The 16,178-nt window shown below is 59.3% G+C and carries 14 protein-coding genes; 3 read left to right on the top strand and 11 right to left on the bottom strand.

What is annotated here, in order from left to right:
- Nucleotides 1–63 precede the first annotated feature (63 nt).
- The 6 genes from phoU to KGB06_RS27080 all read right to left on the bottom strand — a co-directional run bounded on the left by phoU (nucleotide 64) and on the right by KGB06_RS27080 (nucleotide 8,652).
- Nucleotides 64–825 (bottom strand): phosphate signaling complex protein PhoU, encoded by a 762-nt coding sequence (gene phoU, locus KGB06_RS27055; RefSeq protein WP_008150055.1) that lies wholly within the window; start codon nucleotides 823–825, stop codon nucleotides 64–66.
- Nucleotides 826–897: 72 nt separating this feature from the next.
- Complete coding sequence (pstB, locus tag KGB06_RS27060; protein ID WP_201184614.1) at nucleotides 898–1,731, bottom strand: phosphate ABC transporter ATP-binding protein PstB; 834 nt, start codon at nucleotides 1,729–1,731, stop codon at nucleotides 898–900.
- A gap of 184 nt (nucleotides 1,732–1,915) precedes the next feature.
- Nucleotides 1,916–3,586 carry a phosphate ABC transporter permease PstA gene (gene pstA, locus KGB06_RS27065; RefSeq protein WP_223521241.1) on the bottom strand — a complete coding sequence of 557 codons (1,671 nt, stop codon included), beginning with the start codon at nucleotides 3,584–3,586 and terminating at the stop codon, nucleotides 1,916–1,918.
- A gap of 15 nt (nucleotides 3,587–3,601) precedes the next feature.
- Nucleotides 3,602–5,884 carry an ABC transporter permease subunit gene (locus KGB06_RS27070; protein ID WP_223521243.1) on the bottom strand — a complete coding sequence of 761 codons (2,283 nt, stop codon included), beginning with the start codon at nucleotides 5,882–5,884 and terminating at the stop codon, nucleotides 3,602–3,604.
- A 224-nt stretch (nucleotides 5,885–6,108) separates the two neighbouring features.
- Nucleotides 6,109–7,110, bottom strand: a complete 1,002-nt coding sequence (locus KGB06_RS27075) for a phosphate ABC transporter substrate-binding protein PstS (protein WP_223521244.1) — start codon at nucleotides 7,108–7,110, stop codon at nucleotides 6,109–6,111.
- A 243-nt stretch (nucleotides 7,111–7,353) separates the two neighbouring features.
- A complete protein-coding gene (locus tag KGB06_RS27080; RefSeq protein WP_223521246.1) occupies nucleotides 7,354–8,652 on the bottom strand; it encodes an MFS transporter in 1,299 nt (432 codons plus the stop codon).
- A gap of 364 nt (nucleotides 8,653–9,016) precedes the next feature.
- On the opposite strand from KGB06_RS27080, the gene KGB06_RS27085 reads away from it, so the two are divergent.
- A complete protein-coding gene (locus tag KGB06_RS27085; protein ID WP_007942704.1) occupies nucleotides 9,017–9,421 on the top strand; it encodes an acyl-CoA thioesterase in 405 nt (134 codons plus the stop codon).
- A 57-nt stretch (nucleotides 9,422–9,478) separates the two neighbouring features.
- Nucleotides 9,479–10,378, top strand: a complete 900-nt coding sequence (locus tag KGB06_RS27090; RefSeq protein ID WP_223521248.1) for a D-hexose-6-phosphate mutarotase — start codon at nucleotides 9,479–9,481, stop codon at nucleotides 10,376–10,378.
- 117 nt (nucleotides 10,379–10,495) lie between these two features.
- Here the strand turns inward: KGB06_RS27090 and KGB06_RS27095 are convergent, their stop codons facing one another.
- The 5 genes from KGB06_RS27095 to KGB06_RS27115 all read right to left on the bottom strand — a co-directional run bounded on the left by KGB06_RS27095 (nucleotide 10,496) and on the right by KGB06_RS27115 (nucleotide 14,281).
- Nucleotides 10,496–11,032, bottom strand: coding sequence for a DUF3299 domain-containing protein (locus KGB06_RS27095; protein ID WP_223521250.1), 537 nt, complete (start codon nucleotides 11,030–11,032; stop codon nucleotides 10,496–10,498).
- An 88-nt stretch (nucleotides 11,033–11,120) separates the two neighbouring features.
- Nucleotides 11,121–11,366 (bottom strand): GlsB/YeaQ/YmgE family stress response membrane protein, encoded by a 246-nt coding sequence (locus tag KGB06_RS27100; protein WP_008030708.1) that lies wholly within the window; start codon nucleotides 11,364–11,366, stop codon nucleotides 11,121–11,123.
- Between the two features lie 107 nt (nucleotides 11,367–11,473).
- On the bottom strand, nucleotides 11,474–12,556 hold the full coding sequence (locus KGB06_RS27105) for a 5-(carboxyamino)imidazole ribonucleotide synthase (RefSeq protein WP_223521252.1): 1,083 nt from the start codon (nucleotides 12,554–12,556) through the stop codon (nucleotides 11,474–11,476).
- An 11-nt stretch (nucleotides 12,557–12,567) separates the two neighbouring features.
- Nucleotides 12,568–13,059, bottom strand: a complete 492-nt coding sequence (purE, locus tag KGB06_RS27110) for a 5-(carboxyamino)imidazole ribonucleotide mutase (protein WP_008030713.1) — start codon at nucleotides 13,057–13,059, stop codon at nucleotides 12,568–12,570.
- Nucleotides 13,060–13,366: 307 nt separating this feature from the next.
- Nucleotides 13,367–14,281, bottom strand: coding sequence for a LysR substrate-binding domain-containing protein (locus KGB06_RS27115; RefSeq protein ID WP_223521254.1), 915 nt, complete (start codon nucleotides 14,279–14,281; stop codon nucleotides 13,367–13,369).
- A gap of 180 nt (nucleotides 14,282–14,461) precedes the next feature.
- Here KGB06_RS27115 and aspA point away from each other — a divergent pair, with 180 nt between their 5' ends.
- Nucleotides 14,462–15,886: an aspartate ammonia-lyase gene (gene aspA, locus KGB06_RS27120; protein WP_027926288.1), complete on the top strand. Its 1,425-nt coding sequence runs from the start codon at nucleotides 14,462–14,464 to the stop codon at nucleotides 15,884–15,886.
- The last annotated feature ends 292 nt before the right edge of the window (nucleotides 15,887–16,178 follow it).

Here is a 16,178-nt window from a genome sequence, read left to right on the forward strand (position 1 = left end):
CAACGTCAAAAGCCACACACAAAAACGCCCGGCCAAAGGACCGGGCGTTTTTCTTGGGCAGTCTTACTTATCGTCAGCTTTGCCCGGAACATTAGCGGTTTCGCCGCTTGTTCCTTCAACTTCTTCTTTCATGCGCTTGAGGCCCAGGTGACGCACGTCGGTGCCGCGCACCAGGTAAATCACCAGTTCCGAGATATTGCGCGCGTGGTCGCCGATCCGTTCCAGCGAACGCAAAACCCAGATAATGCTCAAGACCCGCGAGATAGAGCGTGGGTCTTCCATCATGTAGGTCGCCAGCTCACGCAGGGCGGTCTTGTATTCGCGGTCGATGATCTTGTCGTACTGCGCCACCGACAACGCCAGGTCGGCGTCGAAGCGGGCAAATGCGTCCAGTGCATCACGCACCATGTTGCGCACCTGGTCGCCGATGTGACGAACCTCGACGTAACCACGCGGCGCTTCGCCTTCTTCGCACAGCTGAATGGCGCGGCGGGCGATTTTGGTCGCTTCATCACCGATGCGCTCAAGGTCGATCACCGACTTTGAGATGCTGATGATCAGACGCAAGTCAGACGCCGCCGGCTGACGACGAGCCAGGATGCGCAGGCACTCTTCGTCGATGTTGCGTTCCATCTGGTTGATCTGGTCGTCGATCTCGCGAACCTGCTGGGCCAGACCGGAGTCGGCTTCGATCAGCGCGGTCACCGCGTCGTTGACCTGCTTTTCCACCAGCCCGCCCATGGCCAGTAGGTGGCTGCGCACTTCCTCCAGTTCGGCGTTGAACTGCGCGGAAATATGGTGGGTAAGGCCTTCTTTACTAATCATGTTGGCGTCCTTGGAGCGTCCGGTAAGGTGCGGTGGGCCGCAGCGTCAGTTCAGTGAGCAACCACAGGCTTCCTAGCCGTAACGACCGGTGATGTAGTCTTCGGTCTGCTTCTTCGCCGGATTGGTGAACAGGGTATCGGTGTCGCCGAATTCCACCAGTTTGCCCATGTACATGAACGCCGTGTAGTCGGAAACCCGCGCGGCCTGTTGCATGTTGTGGGTCACGATGACGATGGTGAACTTCGATTTCAGTTCGTAGATCAGCTCTTCGACTTTCAACGTCGAAATCGGGTCGAGTGCCGAGCACGGTTCGTCGAGCAGCAGCACTTCCGGTTCCACGGCGATGGTGCGCGCGATCACCAGACGTTGCTGCTGACCACCGGACAGACCCAGTGCCGACTCATGCAGACGGTCTTTGACTTCGTCCCACAGCGCCGCGCCTTTCAACGCCCACTCGACGGCTTCGTCGAGAATGCGCTTCTTGTTGATGCCCTGGATGCGCAGGCCGTACACCACGTTTTCATAGATGGTTTTCGGGAACGGGTTGGGCTTCTGGAACACCATGCCGACGCGACGACGCAGCTCGGCCACGTCTTCGCCTTTACGGTAGATGTTGTTGCCGTAGAGGTTGATCTCGCCTTCGACACGGCAGCCGTCAACCAGGTCGTTCATGCGGTTGAAGGTGCGCAGCAGCGTGGATTTACCGCAGCCGGACGGGCCGATGAAGGCGGTCACGCGCTGTTTCGGGATGTTCATGCTGACGTCGTACAGCGCTTGTTTGTCGCCGTAGAACAAGCTCAGGCCCGGCACTTCAATGGCCACGGTTTCCTGCTCAAGGCTCAGGCTCTGTTTGTCGCGACCCAATGCCGACATGTTGATGCCGTGGGTATGTGTTTCGTGCTGCATGGGAGGCTCCCTGTGCTAACAAATTCGGTTCGTTTAACCCCCGGCCTGTTGTTCAGACCAGCGGCTTACTCAAAATCTTTGTCTGACGCCGTTTCCCTGTAGGAGCTGGCTTGCCAGCGAAGCTTTTGGCGTCAGTGAGTACGCCTTCGCTGGCAAGCCAGCTCCTACACAGGGTCGGCGGCGATTAGCTATCCAGCGCTTTGTATTTCTCGCGCAGGTGGTTTCGAATGTATACGGCCGACAGGTTGAGCGTGGCGATCACCAGCACCAGCAACAGCGCCGTGGCGTACACCAGCGGCCGCGCGGCTTCGACGTTCGGGCTCTGGAAGCCGACGTCATAAATGTGGAAGCCCAGGTGCATGATCTTCTGATCGAGGTGAAGGTACGGGTAGTTGCCATCCAGCGGCAGCGACGGCGCCAGTTTCACCACACCCACCAGCATCAACGGCGCCACTTCACCAGCGGCGCGTGCCACGGCGAGGATCATGCCAGTCATCATCGCCGGGCTGGCCATCGGCAGCACGATCTTCCACAAGGTTTCAGCCTTGGTCGCGCCGAGGGCCAACGAGCCTTCACGCACGGTGCGAGGAATCCGCGCCAGACCTTCTTCGGTGGCCACGATCACCACCGGTACTGCCAGCAATGCCAGCGTCAGGGAAGCCCAAAGCAGACCCGGCGTACCAAAGGTCGGCGCCGGCAACGCTTCAGGGAAGAACAAGCGGTCAACCGAGCCGCCGAGGACATAGACGAAGAAGCCCAGACCGAACACGCCGTAAACGATGGCCGGAACGCCGGCCAAGTTGTTCACCGCGATGCGGATAATTCGAGTCAGCGCATTCTGCTTGGCGTACTCACGCAGGTAAACCGCCGCCAGTACGCCGAATGGCGTCACGATCATCGCCATGATCAACGTCATCATCACGGTGCCGAAAATCGCCGGGAAGATCCCGCCTTCGGTGTTCGCTTCACGCGGGTCGTCGGACAGGAATTCCCAGATCTTGCTGAAGTAGAAGCCGATCTTGGTCATCGTGCCCATAGCGTTCGGCTGGTAGGCGTGAACCACTTTGCCGATACTGATTTCGACTTCTTTGCCGTTCGCATCGCGGGCCGTGAGGCTGTCGCGGTTGAACTGGGCGTGCAAGTCATTCAGACGGGCTTCGATGTCTTGATAACGTGCATTCAGCTCAGCGCGTTCGGCATCCATATCTGCTTGCGCAGCAGCGTCGAGGTGGCCGGCCAGTTCCAGTTTGCGACCGTGCAGACGAATGCGTTCCAGACCCGCGTTGATCGCGCCGATGTCGACCTTTTCCAGGGTCTTGAGCTGTGCCGCGAGCTTGTTCACACGATCAACACGCGCCTGCAGTTCCGGCCAGGCCGCTTCGCCTTCAGCGATGACTTTGCCGTCCTGTTTGACGTTGACCAGGTAACCGTAGAAGTTGCCCCACTCGCGACGCTCGATGGTCATCAGCTCAGGTGGCGTCTTTTGGTTGGTCAGCCACTCGCCGACGATCCAGGTGAAGTCGTTGCCATTCAAGTCACGGTTGCCGACCTTGATCAGCTCACGCGTCATGAACTCCGGGCCCTGATCGGGCACCGGCAGACCAGCGCTTTTCAGGCGCTCACGCGGCACTTCTTCCTTCTGTACCACTTCACCAATGACCAGGTGATTGGCCTGACCCGGCACGTCGTAGCTGGCGTGAATCAAATCCGCCGGCCAGAAGTGACCCAGACCGCGCACGGCAATCACCGCCAGCAGGCCGATGGTCATGATGACCGCGATGGACACCGCGCCACCGCTGATCCAGACGCCGGGGGCGCCGCTCTTGAACCATCCTTTCAGGGAGTTCTGTTTCACAGACTTCTACCTTTCTTAAAGCGACGAGTATTTCTTGCGCAGACGCTGACGAATCAGTTCTGCGAGGGTGTTCATGACGAAGGTGAACAGCAGCAGCACCAGCGCCGAGAGGAACAGCACGCGGTAGTGGCTGCCGCCGACTTCCGACTCGGGCATTTCCACCGCGACGTTGGCAGCCAGTGTGCGCAGGCCTTCGAACAGGTTCATTTCCATGACTGGGGTGTTACCGGTGGCCATCAACACGATCATGGTTTCACCGACTGCACGGCCCATGCCGATCATCAGCGCCGAGAAAATGCCCGGGCTGGCGGTGAGGATCACCACCCGCGTCATGGTCTGCCACGGCGTAGCGCCAAGGGCCAGGGAACCGAGGGTCAAACCGCGCGGAACGCTGAATACGGCGTCTTCGGCGATGGAGTAGATGTTCGGGATAACCGCGAAGCCCATGGCCAAACCAACCACCAGTGCGTTGCGCTGGTCGTAGGTGATGCCCAGGTCGTGGGAGATCCACATGCGCATGTCGCCGCCGAAGAACCAGGTTTCCATGTACGGGCTCATGTACAGCGAGAGCCAGCCCACAAACAGAATCACTGGAATCAGGATCGCGCTTTCCCAGCCGTCCGGCACTTTCAGGCGGATCGACTCAGGCAGGCGACTGAAGACGAAACCGGCTACCAGAATGCCGATCGGCAGGAGCATCAGCAGGCTGAAGATGCCCGGCAAATGCCCTTCCACATACGGCGCAAGGAACAGGCCGGCGAAGAAACCGAGGATCACCGTCGGCATCGCTTCCATCAGCTCGATCACCGGCTTGACCTTGCGGCGCAAACTCGGGGCCATGAAGTACGCGGTGTAAATCGCAGCAGCGACGGCCAGCGGTGCAGCCAACAGCATGGCGTAGAACGCGGCCTTCAAGGTGCCGAAGGTCAGCGGAGACAAGCTCATCTTCGGTTCGAAGTCAGTGTTGGCAGCGGTCGATTGCCAGACGTATTTAGGCTCGTCGTAGTTCTCGTACCAGACCTTGCTCCACAACGCGCTCCACGACACTTCCGGGTGCGGGTTGTCCAGCAGCAGCGGCTGAATCTTGCCGCCCGCTTCGACGATGATGCGGTTGGCGCGTGGCGACATGCCGAAAATGCCTTGGCCTTCCACGACCTGATCCACCAGCAAGGTGCGGTGAGCGGTACTGTGGAACACGCCGAGTTTGCCGGAGGCGTCGAGGGCGACGAAGCCTTTGCGACGTTCTTCAGCGCTGATTTCAACAATCGGCGTAGTGCCCATCTGGAAGGTACGAATCTGCTTCAGACGCTGCTCACCATCGGGGTCGCGCGCCATGAACCACTGGGCCAGACCACCTTTGGAGTCGCCGAGGATCAGCGAGATACCGCCCACCAGCTGGGTGCTGGCGGTGATTTGCGCTTCACCGTCTTCGAGCAGTTTGTAGCGACCGTTGAGGCTCTTGTCGCGCAGGCTGAACACATCGGCCTGGGCACGACCGTTAATCACGTACAGCCACTGCTGACGCGGGTCGACGAAGATGTTCTTCACCGGCTCGGTCATCTGCGGCAGATCGATACGCTTCTGCTCATTGGTGACTTCACCGGTCATCATGTTTTCTTCGCTGGTCAGCGACAAAACATTGAGTTGCGCACCCGTGGCGCCGACCAGCATCAGGGTCGAATCGTTAGCGTTGAGACTGACATGCTCCAGCGCACCGCCCGCCTCGTTCAGCACGATCGGGGTTTCGCCGTACGGGTACTCGATGGCCGGCGAGATGGTTTTCTTGCCATCCGGGTAGCTGACTTTATACGTGTGACGGAACACCAGGGCCTGACCGTTGGACAAGCCGACCGCCACCAATGGATGACCCGGTTGGTCTTCGCCGATGGAGGTCACATGAGTGCCGGCCGGAACAGGCAGGTCGACGCGCTTGAGTTCAGCGCCACTGTCGATATCAAAGAACAGCGCCTGGCCCTTGTCGGAAACCCGCATGGCGACCTGGTTCTGTTCTTCGAGGGAGATCATCAACGGCTTGCCGGCGTCTTGCATCCAGGCTGGCGTGATGGCGTCTTTGGCGGTCAGGTCGGCGCCCTGGAACAGTGGCGCAACGACGTAAGCGAGGAAGAAGAAGATCAACGTGATCGCGCCGAGAACGGCGAGGCCGCCCACGAGGACGTACCAGCGAGTCAGGCGATCTTTGAGCGCGCGAATGCGGCGCTTGCGTTGCAGCTCAGGCGTATTGAAATCAATTCGCTTGGGGGGATTCGTAGTCATGGTGGAATTGGCCAGATCATTCATGCGCACACCCTAGCGATCCTGTATGACAGAAAGATGACAATGCAGTGACGCAACAAATCCGCCGCCAACGGGGACTGGCAGCAGACCGGAAATTTGGGGAGGCCGGGTCACCTGCGTGGTAACCCTGAGCCTTGTAGGAGCAAGGCTTGCCCGCGATGGTAGCGCCAAGGTTTCAAAGGTGAAACGCGGCGCCCCCATCGCGAGCAAGCTCGGCTCCTACGGTGTTACTTTTTTGCGACTTCAGCGCCGCCTTCCGCCAGACCCAGGTCAGCCAGTGCTTTGGCAGCAACCTTGGCCGGCAGTGGGATGTAACCGTCTTTCACCACAACTTCCTGACCCTGTTTGGACAGAATCAGTTTCACGAACTCGGCTTCCAGCGGGGCCAGAGGCTTGTTCGGGGCTTTGTTGACGTAAACGTAGAGGAAACGCGACAGCGGGTATTTGCCGTTCAGGGCGTTTTCTTCGGTGTCTTCGATGAAGTCAGTGCTGCCTTTCTTGGCCAGAGCCACAGTCTTCACGCTAGCGGTTTTGTAGCCGATGCCCGAGTAACCGATGCCGTTCAGCGAGGAGCTGATCGACTGCACGACCGAAGCCGAACCTGGTTGTTCGTTGACGTTTGGCTTGTAGTCGCCTTTGCACAGGGCTTCTTCTTTGAAGTAGCCGTAGGTGCCGGATACCGAGTTACGGCCGAACAGTTGAACCGGCTTGTTGGCCAGGTCACCGGTCACGCCCAGGTCACCCCAGGTTTTAACGTCGGTTTTAGCGCCGCACAGACGAGTGGACGAGAAGATCGCGTCGACTTGTTCCATGGTCAGGTGCTGGATCGGGTTGTCTTTGTGCACGAACACAGCCAGGGCGTCCACGGCAACCGGGATAGCGGTTGGCTTGTAGCCGTACTTCTGCTCGAAGGCAGCCAGTTCGGTGTCCTTCATCTTGCGGCTCATCGGGCCCAGGTTAGAGGTGCCTTCAGTCAGCGCAGGTGGCGCAGTGGCGGAGCCAGCGGCCTGAATCTGGATGTTTACGTTCGGGTATTCTTTTTTGTAGTTCTCAGCCCAAAGGGTCATGAGGTTGGCCAGAGTATCGGAGCCGACGCTGGACAGGTTGCCCGACACACCAGTGGTCTTGGTGTAGCTCGGGATAGCAGGGTCAACAGCGGCGAACGCGTTGGCAGTCGCAACGCCAGCAGCGACAAAAGTCATTGCCGCCATCAAACGCTTCAGTTTCATGCCTTACTCCTAGCAGATAGGGTGTGTTAAGTCGGGGCCAAGTATCAGCAGGCCGTGTGAACACTCTATGGCTGAAATATGACAATTGGATGAAAGGCCAGTATTCGGGTTTTTACAGGATGATTCGCGTCGCTCCATTCGCGAGCAGGCTCGCTCCCACAAAGGCTCTGCGGTGAGCACAGAACCATTGTAGGAGCCGGCTTGCCGGCGAAAGCGTCAGTGCAGCCAATACAAAGAGCCGGCTTAACGCCCCTTCTTCCAGAGATACCCACCCACCACAATCCCGACCCCGCAAATGATCGCCACATAGTAGGCAGGCCCCATCGGGCTCTCCTTCAGCAGAAGCGTCACCACCATCGGCGTCAAACCACCGAAAATCGCATAGGCCAGGTTGTACGAGAACGACAGCCCGCTAAAGCGCACCACTGCTGGGAAGGCTTTGACCATCACGTACGGCACCGCGCCGATAGTGCCCACCAGCAAACCGGTCAAGGCGTACATCGGAAACAGCCAGTCCGGGTGATTGAACAGGCTGTGATAGAACGTCCAGGAACTCAGCAGCAACGCGGCACTGCCAAACACAAACACTCGACCCGCACCAAAACGGTCAGCCAAAGCGCCGGACGCCACGCACCCAAGGCTCAGGAATACAATCGCCACGCTATTGGCCTGCAACGCGGTGGTCGGCGCGAAGTGGTAAACCGTCTGCAACACGGTCGGGGTCATCAGGATGACCACGATGATGCCGGCTGACAGCAGCCAGGTCAGCAGCATGGAAATCAGGATCGCCCCGCGATGGTCACGCAATACAGCACGCAGCGGCACTTCTTCGGCCAGGGCTTTGCGCAGTTGCAGCTCGGCGAACACCGGGGTTTCGTGCAGCCAGCGGCGCAGGTACACCGAGAACAGGCCAAACACACCACCCAGCAGGAACGGGATCCGCCAGGCGTAATCGGACACTTCCACCGGGGTATAAATACTGTTGATCGCCGTGGCCACCAATGAGCCCAGTAGAATGCCCGCTGTCAGTCCGCTGGTCAGTGTGCCGCAGGCGTAGCCGATATACCGTTGCGGAACGTGTTCGGAAACGAATACCCACGCGCCCGGCACTTCACCCCCAATCGCCGCGCCCTGAATCACCCGCATCAGCAGCAACAGAATCGGTGCCCACATGCCGATCTGCGCGTAAGTCGGCAGCAAACCCATGATCAGGGTCGGCACCGCCATCATGAAAATGCTCAGGGTGAACATTTTCTTGCGCCCCAACAGATCACCGAAGTGCGCCATGACGATGCCGCCCAACGGCCGCGCCAGGTAGCCAGCAGCGAAAATGCCGAAGGTCTGCATCAGGCGCAGCCACTCAGGCATATCCGCCGGGAAGAACAGCTTGCCAACCACCGTGGCAAAGAACACAAAGATGATGAAGTCGTAAAACTCCAGTGCACCGCCCAAGGCAGACAGCGATAAAGTCTTGTAATCGTTACGGGTCAACGGACGTGCGGGTTGGTTCGGCTGCGCGATGCTCGAGGGCGCTGTGGTCATGGCAAGGGCTTCTCTTATAGTCGGTTCTGCAGCCCCAATAACGCTGACGGAGGCTTGGGCAGGTCCGGCACGATAGCAAATTGTTCGAAAAAGCACATAGAGGTCGGTTTTTGACGGTCAAAATGAGAACCGGACGGTCGTCTCGGAGTCTACCGACCGATATACTCGCAATCTTGCAACACTTTGAAAGGATTGCTGTGCGAAGACGCTGCTGGCTCTACCAGTCGATTTCGCAGAGTTTCCCTTTAGGCGCCTTACGAGAAACGTGACGAACGTAGTATGTTCGGGGCTGAATCGTTTTTCTTGAAAGCGGCTATTCACCTGAAGTACAAATGAAGAGTCACGGGTCAGAGGCACCCCCGGCATGATAGAGCTCGAACAAGAAGATCCAATCCCGCAAGGCGACCTGGCCCTGCAAATCACCGCGCTCCCTCGCGAAACCAACGGCTTTGGCGATATTTTCGGCGGCTGGCTGGTGGCGCAGATGGATTTGGCGGGCACCGCCATGGCCAGCAAAGTCGCTGGCGGGCGCGTTGCCACCGTTGCGATCGACCGTATGGCGTTCCTGGTTCCTGTCGCGGTAGGCGCACAGCTCTCCTTTTATACCCAAGCGCTGGAAATCGGCCGCAGCTCAATCAAGATGATGGTTGAGGTCTGGAGCGACGATCCGCTGTCCAGCGAGTGGCGTAAAGTGACTGAAGCCGTGTTTGTGTTCGTCGCCATCGACGGCAGCGGCCGTACTCGCTCGGTTCCGCCGCGCGCGCGTTAAACGCTGCGGGCGTTTTACGGTCCATTGCAGTCATTGTTCCCGATCGAGAGTTGTCCCATGAACACGCCCAACGTTGAAGCCGTGAAACTGGATGAACTGAACTGCTGGCGCATCCGCCATGGTCAGGCCGAATTGCTGGTCGCCCAGCAAGGCGCGCACATCCTCAGTTATCAATTGGCCGGCCAACCGCCGCTGATCTGGCTCAACGACGAGGCGGTGTTCAAGGCCGGCAAGAGCATCCGTGCCGGCGTGCCGGTGTGCTGGCCGTGGTTCGGCAACCTTGCACGCAATCCGCAGAGCGTTCAGGCGATGCGTGTCAGCGACGAAGCGCCAAGTGCCCACGGTTTTGTCCGGGCGATGGATTGGGAGCTGGGCGGCATCGAAGCCGAGGGCGAAAGCCTGAAGGTGGAGTTCATCCTGCCCTACCCCGTAGGTGGTTTTCCGGGTTGGCCGCATCAGGTGGATTTGAAGCTGAGCATTCGTCTGGATGAGCAACTGCATATCAGCCTGACCAGCCATAACCAAGGCACAGACACCGTCACCCTCAGCCAGGCGCTGCACAGCTATTTTGCGGTCAGCGATGTGCGCAATGTGCACGTTGAAGGGCTGGATGGCTTCAGCTACATCGAGACGCTGGATGAGTGGAAAACCGTCACTCAGACCGGTGATCTGCAGTTTACCGGCGAGACCGACCGCATCTACCTCAATACCCCGACGACGCTGAGCATAGTCGATCCGGCGTGGGAGCGGCGCATTGAGCTGACCAGCAGTGGATCGCGCGCGGCAGTGATCTGGAACCCGTGGATCGAGCGTGCAGCGGCGTTCAGCGACATGGCGGACGATGGCTGGCAGCGGATGCTGTGCATTGAGACGGCGAATGTGATGGATGATGTGGTGACATTGATTCCGGGGGCCAGCCACACCCTCGGTGTCAGCATTAGCAGCAATCCCCTCTAAGCCACACCAGACCCCAAGGGTGGGAGCGAGCCTGCTCGCGAATGCGGTGTATCAGTTTACGGATTAACCGACTGACACTCCCTCTTCGCGAGCAGGCTCGCTCCCACATTTGAATACCTATAAATCCGATTCCTGCACCACCCGCACTTTCGCCGCATCCAGCGCGTACGCCGCATCGGCCAGGTCGTTATTGACCGTCTCGACCTTCAGCGTGCCGGTCACCCACAGCGGCGTGTAGATATCATCCAGCTTCAACCCCTTCGGATAGCGCACCAGCACCAACTGATTGGGCGGCGGTGGCGGCACGTGGATGCACGCGCCGGGATACGGCACAAGGAAGAACAGCGTACTGCGGCCCTTGGCGTCGGACTCCAGCGGCACCGGGTAACCACCGATGCGGATGTTCTTGTCGTTCATCGACGGCACAGTTTTGGTCGAGTACATCACCGCCGGCAAGCCCTTGCTCTGCTTCATGCCACCCTTTGCGGTAAAGGTGCCATCGCCTTCGGGCGTGTTGTGGTCGATTTCGGGCATCGCTTCGAGGGCTTTTTGGTCCGACTTGGGCATCAGTTCGAGCCAGTCGGTTTCCGGCAGTTCGCCGGCATGGGCCAAACCACTGCCCAGTAAAAGGATAGTCAACAGAAGACGGCGCATTGAGGTGCTCGGATAAGGAAGGGCGATAAATCGCCGAGCATTCTAGCCCTCTCTGCGTGCGGCGCAGAGGGGGCTTTGTCGCTTTGGATCAGTTCTTTTTGATCAGACCGTAGATCACCAGCAATACCACGGCACCGACCAGCGCACCGATGAAACCTGCGCCTTGGCCGGCCTGGTAAATGCCCAGAGCCTGGCCGCCGTAAGTGGCCGCCAGCGAACCGCCGATACCGAGCAGGATGGTCATGATCCAGCCCATGCTGTCATCCCCCGGTTTCAGGAACCGAGCCAGCAGGCCGACGATCAAGCCGATAAAGATGGTTCCAATAATTCCCATGGCATTTCCCTCTGATTGAATGGCAATGCCCAAAGCCTAGTCAGACTTCTGCATCCTGCCATGAGAGAACGGCGGCACCTGAATGGTTCCGCCGCTGCCACATGAAACTATTCGGCGATGAGCGCTTCGACCTTGAGGATCTGCTGCTCTAGTGTGGCCTTGTCGGCGCAGCGCAGGTTGGCGTGACCGACCTTGCGACCGGCCTTGAACGCCTTGCCGTAGTGGTGCAGATGGCAATCGGCAATCGCGATCACCTTCTCAACTGGCGGTACAACGCCGATGAAGTTGAGCATCGCGCTTTCGCCGACCTTGGCCGTCGACCCCAGCGGCAAACCGGCAACGGCCCGCAGATGGTTTTCGAACTGGCTGCACTCGGCGCCTTCGGTGGTCCAGTGACCGGAGTTGTGCACGCGCGGGGCGATTTCATTGGCCTTGAGGCCACCGTCGACTTCAAAGAATTCGAACGCCATGACGCCGACATAATTCAGCTGCTTGAGCACGCGACTGGAATAGTCTTCAGCCAAGGCTTGCAGCGGGTGCTCGGTGCTGGCCACGGACAACTTGAGGATGCCGCTGTCATGGGTGTTGTGAACCAGCGGGTAGAACTTGGTTTCACCATCACGAGCGCGCACGGCGATCAGCGACACTTCGCCAGTGAACGGCACGAAGCCTTCCAGCAGGCAAGCAACACTACCCAGTTCGGCGAAGGTGCCGACCACATCTTCAGGTTTGCGCAGGACTTTCTGACCCTTGCCGTCGTAACCCAGGGTGCGGGTTTTCAATACGGCCGGCAGACCGATGGACGCCACTGCGGCGTCCAAGTCAGCTTGCGACTGAATGTCGGCGAATGCCGGGGTCGGGATCCCCAGGTCCTTGAACATGCTCTTCTCGAACCAGCGATCACGAGCGATGCGCAGGGCTTCGGCGCTCGGGTAAACCGGAACGAATTGCGACAGAAACGCCACGGTTTCAGCCGGGACGCTTTCGAACTCGAAGGTCACCAGATCAACTTCATCGGCCAGCTGACGCAGGTGGTCCTGATCGCCGTAATCGGCCCGCAGGTGTTCGCCCAACGCGGCTGCGCAAGCATCCGGCGCGGGGTCCAGGAAAGCGAAGTTCATACCCAGCGGAGTGCCCGCCAGCGCCAACATGCGACCCAACTGGCCGCCACCGATTACACCGATCTTCATCGTCAACAACCTCAGGCGATGCGTGGGTCTGGATTGTCCAGGACGCTGTCTGTCTGCTCAGCACGGAAAGTTTTCAGCACTTCGTGGAACTGCGGGTGCTTGGCGCCCAGGATGCTCGCCGACAGCAGCGCGGCGTTGATCGCGCCAGCCTTGCCGATGGCCAGGGTCGCAACCGGGATGCCAGCCGGCATCTGCACGATGGAAAGCAGCGAATCGACGCCGGAAAGCATCGCCGACTGTACTGGCACGCCCAGCACCGGCAGGTGGGTTTTGGCCGCACACATGCCAGGCAAGTGGGCCGCGCCACCGGCACCAGCGATAATCACCTCGATGCCACGGGCCTCAGCCTCTTCGGCGTACTGGAACAGCAGGTCGGGGGTGCGGTGGGCAGAGACCACTTTCACCTCGTAAGGGATGCCGAGCTTTTCCAGCATATCGGCGGTGTGGCTAAGGGTGGACCAATCGGACTTGGAGCCCATGATCACGCCAACCAGTGCACTCATCGTCGTGCCTCTTCTCTCTGGGCGCCCGCAGGCGCGTCAAAAAACAACAAGCCACGCAAAATGCGTGGCTTGTTGTACGAATTATGGCCGGGCGAACCGGCCGAAGGCCGCGCAGTATACCGTAATGACACAGATAAACAGCCCCCGTAGCGACCATCTGTCATACGGCGCAAAGTCCCGGTTTTATTGACTCGCAGGTCAGCAGACATACTTGCCATAAAACCCGCCCCTGTAGGAGCACAGCTTGCTGGCGATGGCGACTTCCAGAACGCAATCGCCAGCAAGCTGTGCTCCTACAAAGGCATCGTTAGTTGGTTGTCCCTTGGGCGGCACCGCCTTCAAGCTTGCGCCACAACAACCGCACGTTGGCCTTGCGCACCAAGGCGCAACGGTACAAACGAATCTCCAGCGGCACATGCCATTGCGGACCGCCGCAGACCACCAGTTCACCGCGAGCCAGTTCGGCACGCACGCTCAGTTGCGGCACCCAGGCAATGCCCAACCCTTCCAGTGCCATGCTTTTCAGGCTGTCGGCCATGGCGGTTTCGTAAATGGTGGTAAAGCGCAGCGCACGCTGGCGCAACAGCATGTTCACCGAACGTCCGAGAAACGCGCCGGCGCTGTAGGCGAGCAAAGGCACGCTGGCTTCGCCTTCCAGATCAAACAGCGGCTTACCCTCGGCATCAGCCGCGCAAACCGGCAGCATCTCAGTGTGGCCAAGGTGCAGAGACGGAAAGATTTCCGGGTCCATCTGCAACGCTGCATCGGGATCGTAAAACGCCAACATCAAATCGCAACCGCCCTCGCGCAAGGCATGCACCGCGTCACCGACGTTGGTTGCCACCAAACGCGTCGCGATATTCAGGCCTTCATTGCGCAACTGCGCGATCCAGCGGGGAAAGAAACCCAGCGCCAATGAGTGAGCGGCAGCGACTTGCATCACTTCGCCCTGCCCGCCTTCCAGGTGATGAAGATGACGCAGCACTTCACCCAACTGTTCGACCACCGTCCGCGCCGTCACCAGAAACAATTGCCCCGCCGCCGTCAGCTCGACGGGCGTGCGCGAGCGATTGACCAGTTGCAGCCCCAGCGCGGCTTCAAGGCTGCGGATCCGCCGGCTGAAGGCCGGTTGTGTCACGAAGCGTCGTTCCGCAGCCTGGGAGAAGCTGCGGGTGGCGGCCAGGGCGCTGAAGTCCTCAAGCCATTTACTTTCCAGATTCATCACGTCCTCCCGGACACGCACCAATTTAGGTCACACGCTCGCCGCACACACGGCGTCACACCGACATTATGCCGAATGTGCATAGGCCAGTGTTTAACAGCATTGGCCGAAATTTCTCCACAAGCCTAGCATTTGCAGTGTTCCGGCACAGACCGGGTCCATATCGAGATGATTTCTATCATGTCCTCCGCTGCATCTTTCCGCACAGAAAAAGACCTGCTTGGCGTACTCGAAGTACCTGCACAAGCGTATTACGGCATCCAGACCCTGCGAGCGGTGAACAACTTCCGCCTCTCGGGCGTTCCGATTTCGCATTACCCTAAGCTGGTTGTCGGTTTGGCGATGGTCAAACAGGCCGCCGCTGACGCCAACCGCGAACTGGGTCACCTGAGCGAAGCCAAGCACGCTGCCATCAGCGAAGCTTGTGCACGTCTGATCCGCGGCGATTTCCACGAAGAATTCGTGGTGGACATGATTCAAGGCGGCGCTGGCACTTCAACCAACATGAATGCCAACGAAGTCATTGCCAACATCGCGCTGGAGGCCATGGGTCACCAGAAAGGCGAATACCAATACCTGCACCCGAACAACGACGTGAACATGGCGCAGTCGACTAACGACGCCTATCCGACCGCGATCCGCCTGGGTCTGCTGTTGGGTCACGACGCACTGCTGGCCAGTCTCGACAGCCTGATCCAGTCGTTTGCTGCCAAAGGTGAAGAATTCAGCCACGTTCTGAAGATGGGTCGTACCCAGCTGCAAGACGCTGTGCCGATGACCCTGGGCCAGGAATTCCGTGCATTCGCCACGACCCTGGGCGAAGACCTGGCGCGTCTGAAAACACTGGCACCTGAACTGCTGACCGAAGTGAACCTGGGCGGTACTGCGATCGGTACCGGCATCAACGCCGACCCGCGTTACCAACACCTGGCCGTTCAGCGTCTGGCATTGATCAGCGGCCAACCGCTGGTTCCGGCTGCCGACCTGATTGAAGCCACGTCCGACATGGGCGCCTTCGTATTGTTCTCCGGCATGCTCAAGCGTACCGCGGTCAAACTGTCGAAGATCTGCAACGACCTGCGTCTGCTGTCCAGCGGCCCACGCACCGGCATCAACGAAATCAACCTGCCGGCGCGTCAGCCAGGCAGCTCGATCATGCCAGGCAAGGTCAACCCGGTTATTCCGGAAGCCGTAAACCAGGTTGCGTTCCAGATCATCGGTAACGACCTGGCCCTGACCATCGCGGCCGAAGGCGGCCAGCTGCAACTGAACGTGATGGAGCCGCTGATCGCGTTCAAGATCTTCGACTCGATCCGTCTGCTGCAACGCGCCATGGACATGCTGCGCGAGCACTGCATCACCGGCATTACTGCCAACGAAGAGCGCTGCCGCGAACTGGTCGAACACTCGATCGGCCTGGTCACCGCACTGAACCCGTACATCGGCTATGAAAACGCCACCCGCATCGCCCGTATCGCCCTCGAAAGCGGCCGTGGCGTGCTGGAACTGGTGCGCGAAGAAGGCCTGCTCGACGACGCCATGCTCGCCGACATCCTGCGCCCGGAAAACATGATTGCTCCGCGTCTGGTGCCTCTGAAGGCTTAACCGAACGCAACAGCGGCCCTTGCTCTTTTAACGAAGAGCAAGGGCCACGCTCACCAGGTCGAGGGACTAGACACCTCTCACCTTTTGAGGGCTTGGGGATTTAATCCCCAGGCCCTTTTTTTTGATTTTTTGCGGATGCGTCACTTCTGTAGGAGCACGGCTTGCCGGCGATGGCGCCCTCACTATCGCCATCGCCGGCAAGCCGTGCTCCTACAGGAAAGCCACCTCGTTTTACCGCTTGCACCATAATCGGGCAGACGGACGGCACACTCATCGGTATAGTGCCGCCCCT

The organism is Pseudomonas sp. GL-B-19, from assembly GCF_019956415.1.
Classification (GTDB): domain Bacteria; phylum Pseudomonadota; class Gammaproteobacteria; order Pseudomonadales; family Pseudomonadaceae; genus Aquipseudomonas.

Coding starts and splice junctions, on each gene's coding strand:
- phoU (WP_008150055.1), bottom strand. CDS start 825: ATGATTAGTAAAGAAGGCCTTACCCACCATATTTCCGCGCAGTTCAAC.
- pstB (WP_201184614.1), bottom strand. CDS start 1,731: ATGCAGCACGAAACACATACCCACGGCATCAACATGTCGGCATTGGGT.
- KGB06_RS27070 (WP_223521243.1), bottom strand. CDS start 5,884: ATGAATGATCTGGCCAATTCCACCATGACTACGAATCCCCCCAAGCGA.
- KGB06_RS27075 (WP_223521244.1), bottom strand. CDS start 7,110: ATGAAACTGAAGCGTTTGATGGCGGCAATGACTTTTGTCGCTGCTGGC.
- KGB06_RS27080 (WP_223521246.1), bottom strand. CDS start 8,652: ATGACCACAGCGCCCTCGAGCATCGCGCAGCCGAACCAACCCGCACGT.
- KGB06_RS27085 (WP_007942704.1), top strand. CDS start 9,017: ATGATAGAGCTCGAACAAGAAGATCCAATCCCGCAAGGCGACCTGGCC.
- KGB06_RS27090 (WP_223521248.1), top strand. CDS start 9,479: ATGAACACGCCCAACGTTGAAGCCGTGAAACTGGATGAACTGAACTGC.
- KGB06_RS27095 (WP_223521250.1), bottom strand. CDS start 11,032: ATGCGCCGTCTTCTGTTGACTATCCTTTTACTGGGCAGTGGTTTGGCC.
- KGB06_RS27100 (WP_008030708.1), bottom strand. CDS start 11,366: ATGGGAATTATTGGAACCATCTTTATCGGCTTGATCGTCGGCCTGCTG.
- KGB06_RS27105 (WP_223521252.1), bottom strand. CDS start 12,556: ATGAAGATCGGTGTAATCGGTGGCGGCCAGTTGGGTCGCATGTTGGCG.
- purE (WP_008030713.1), bottom strand. CDS start 13,059: ATGAGTGCACTGGTTGGCGTGATCATGGGCTCCAAGTCCGATTGGTCC.
- KGB06_RS27115 (WP_223521254.1), bottom strand. CDS start 14,281: ATGAATCTGGAAAGTAAATGGCTTGAGGACTTCAGCGCCCTGGCCGCC.
- aspA (WP_027926288.1), top strand. CDS start 14,462: ATGTCCTCCGCTGCATCTTTCCGCACAGAAAAAGACCTGCTTGGCGTA.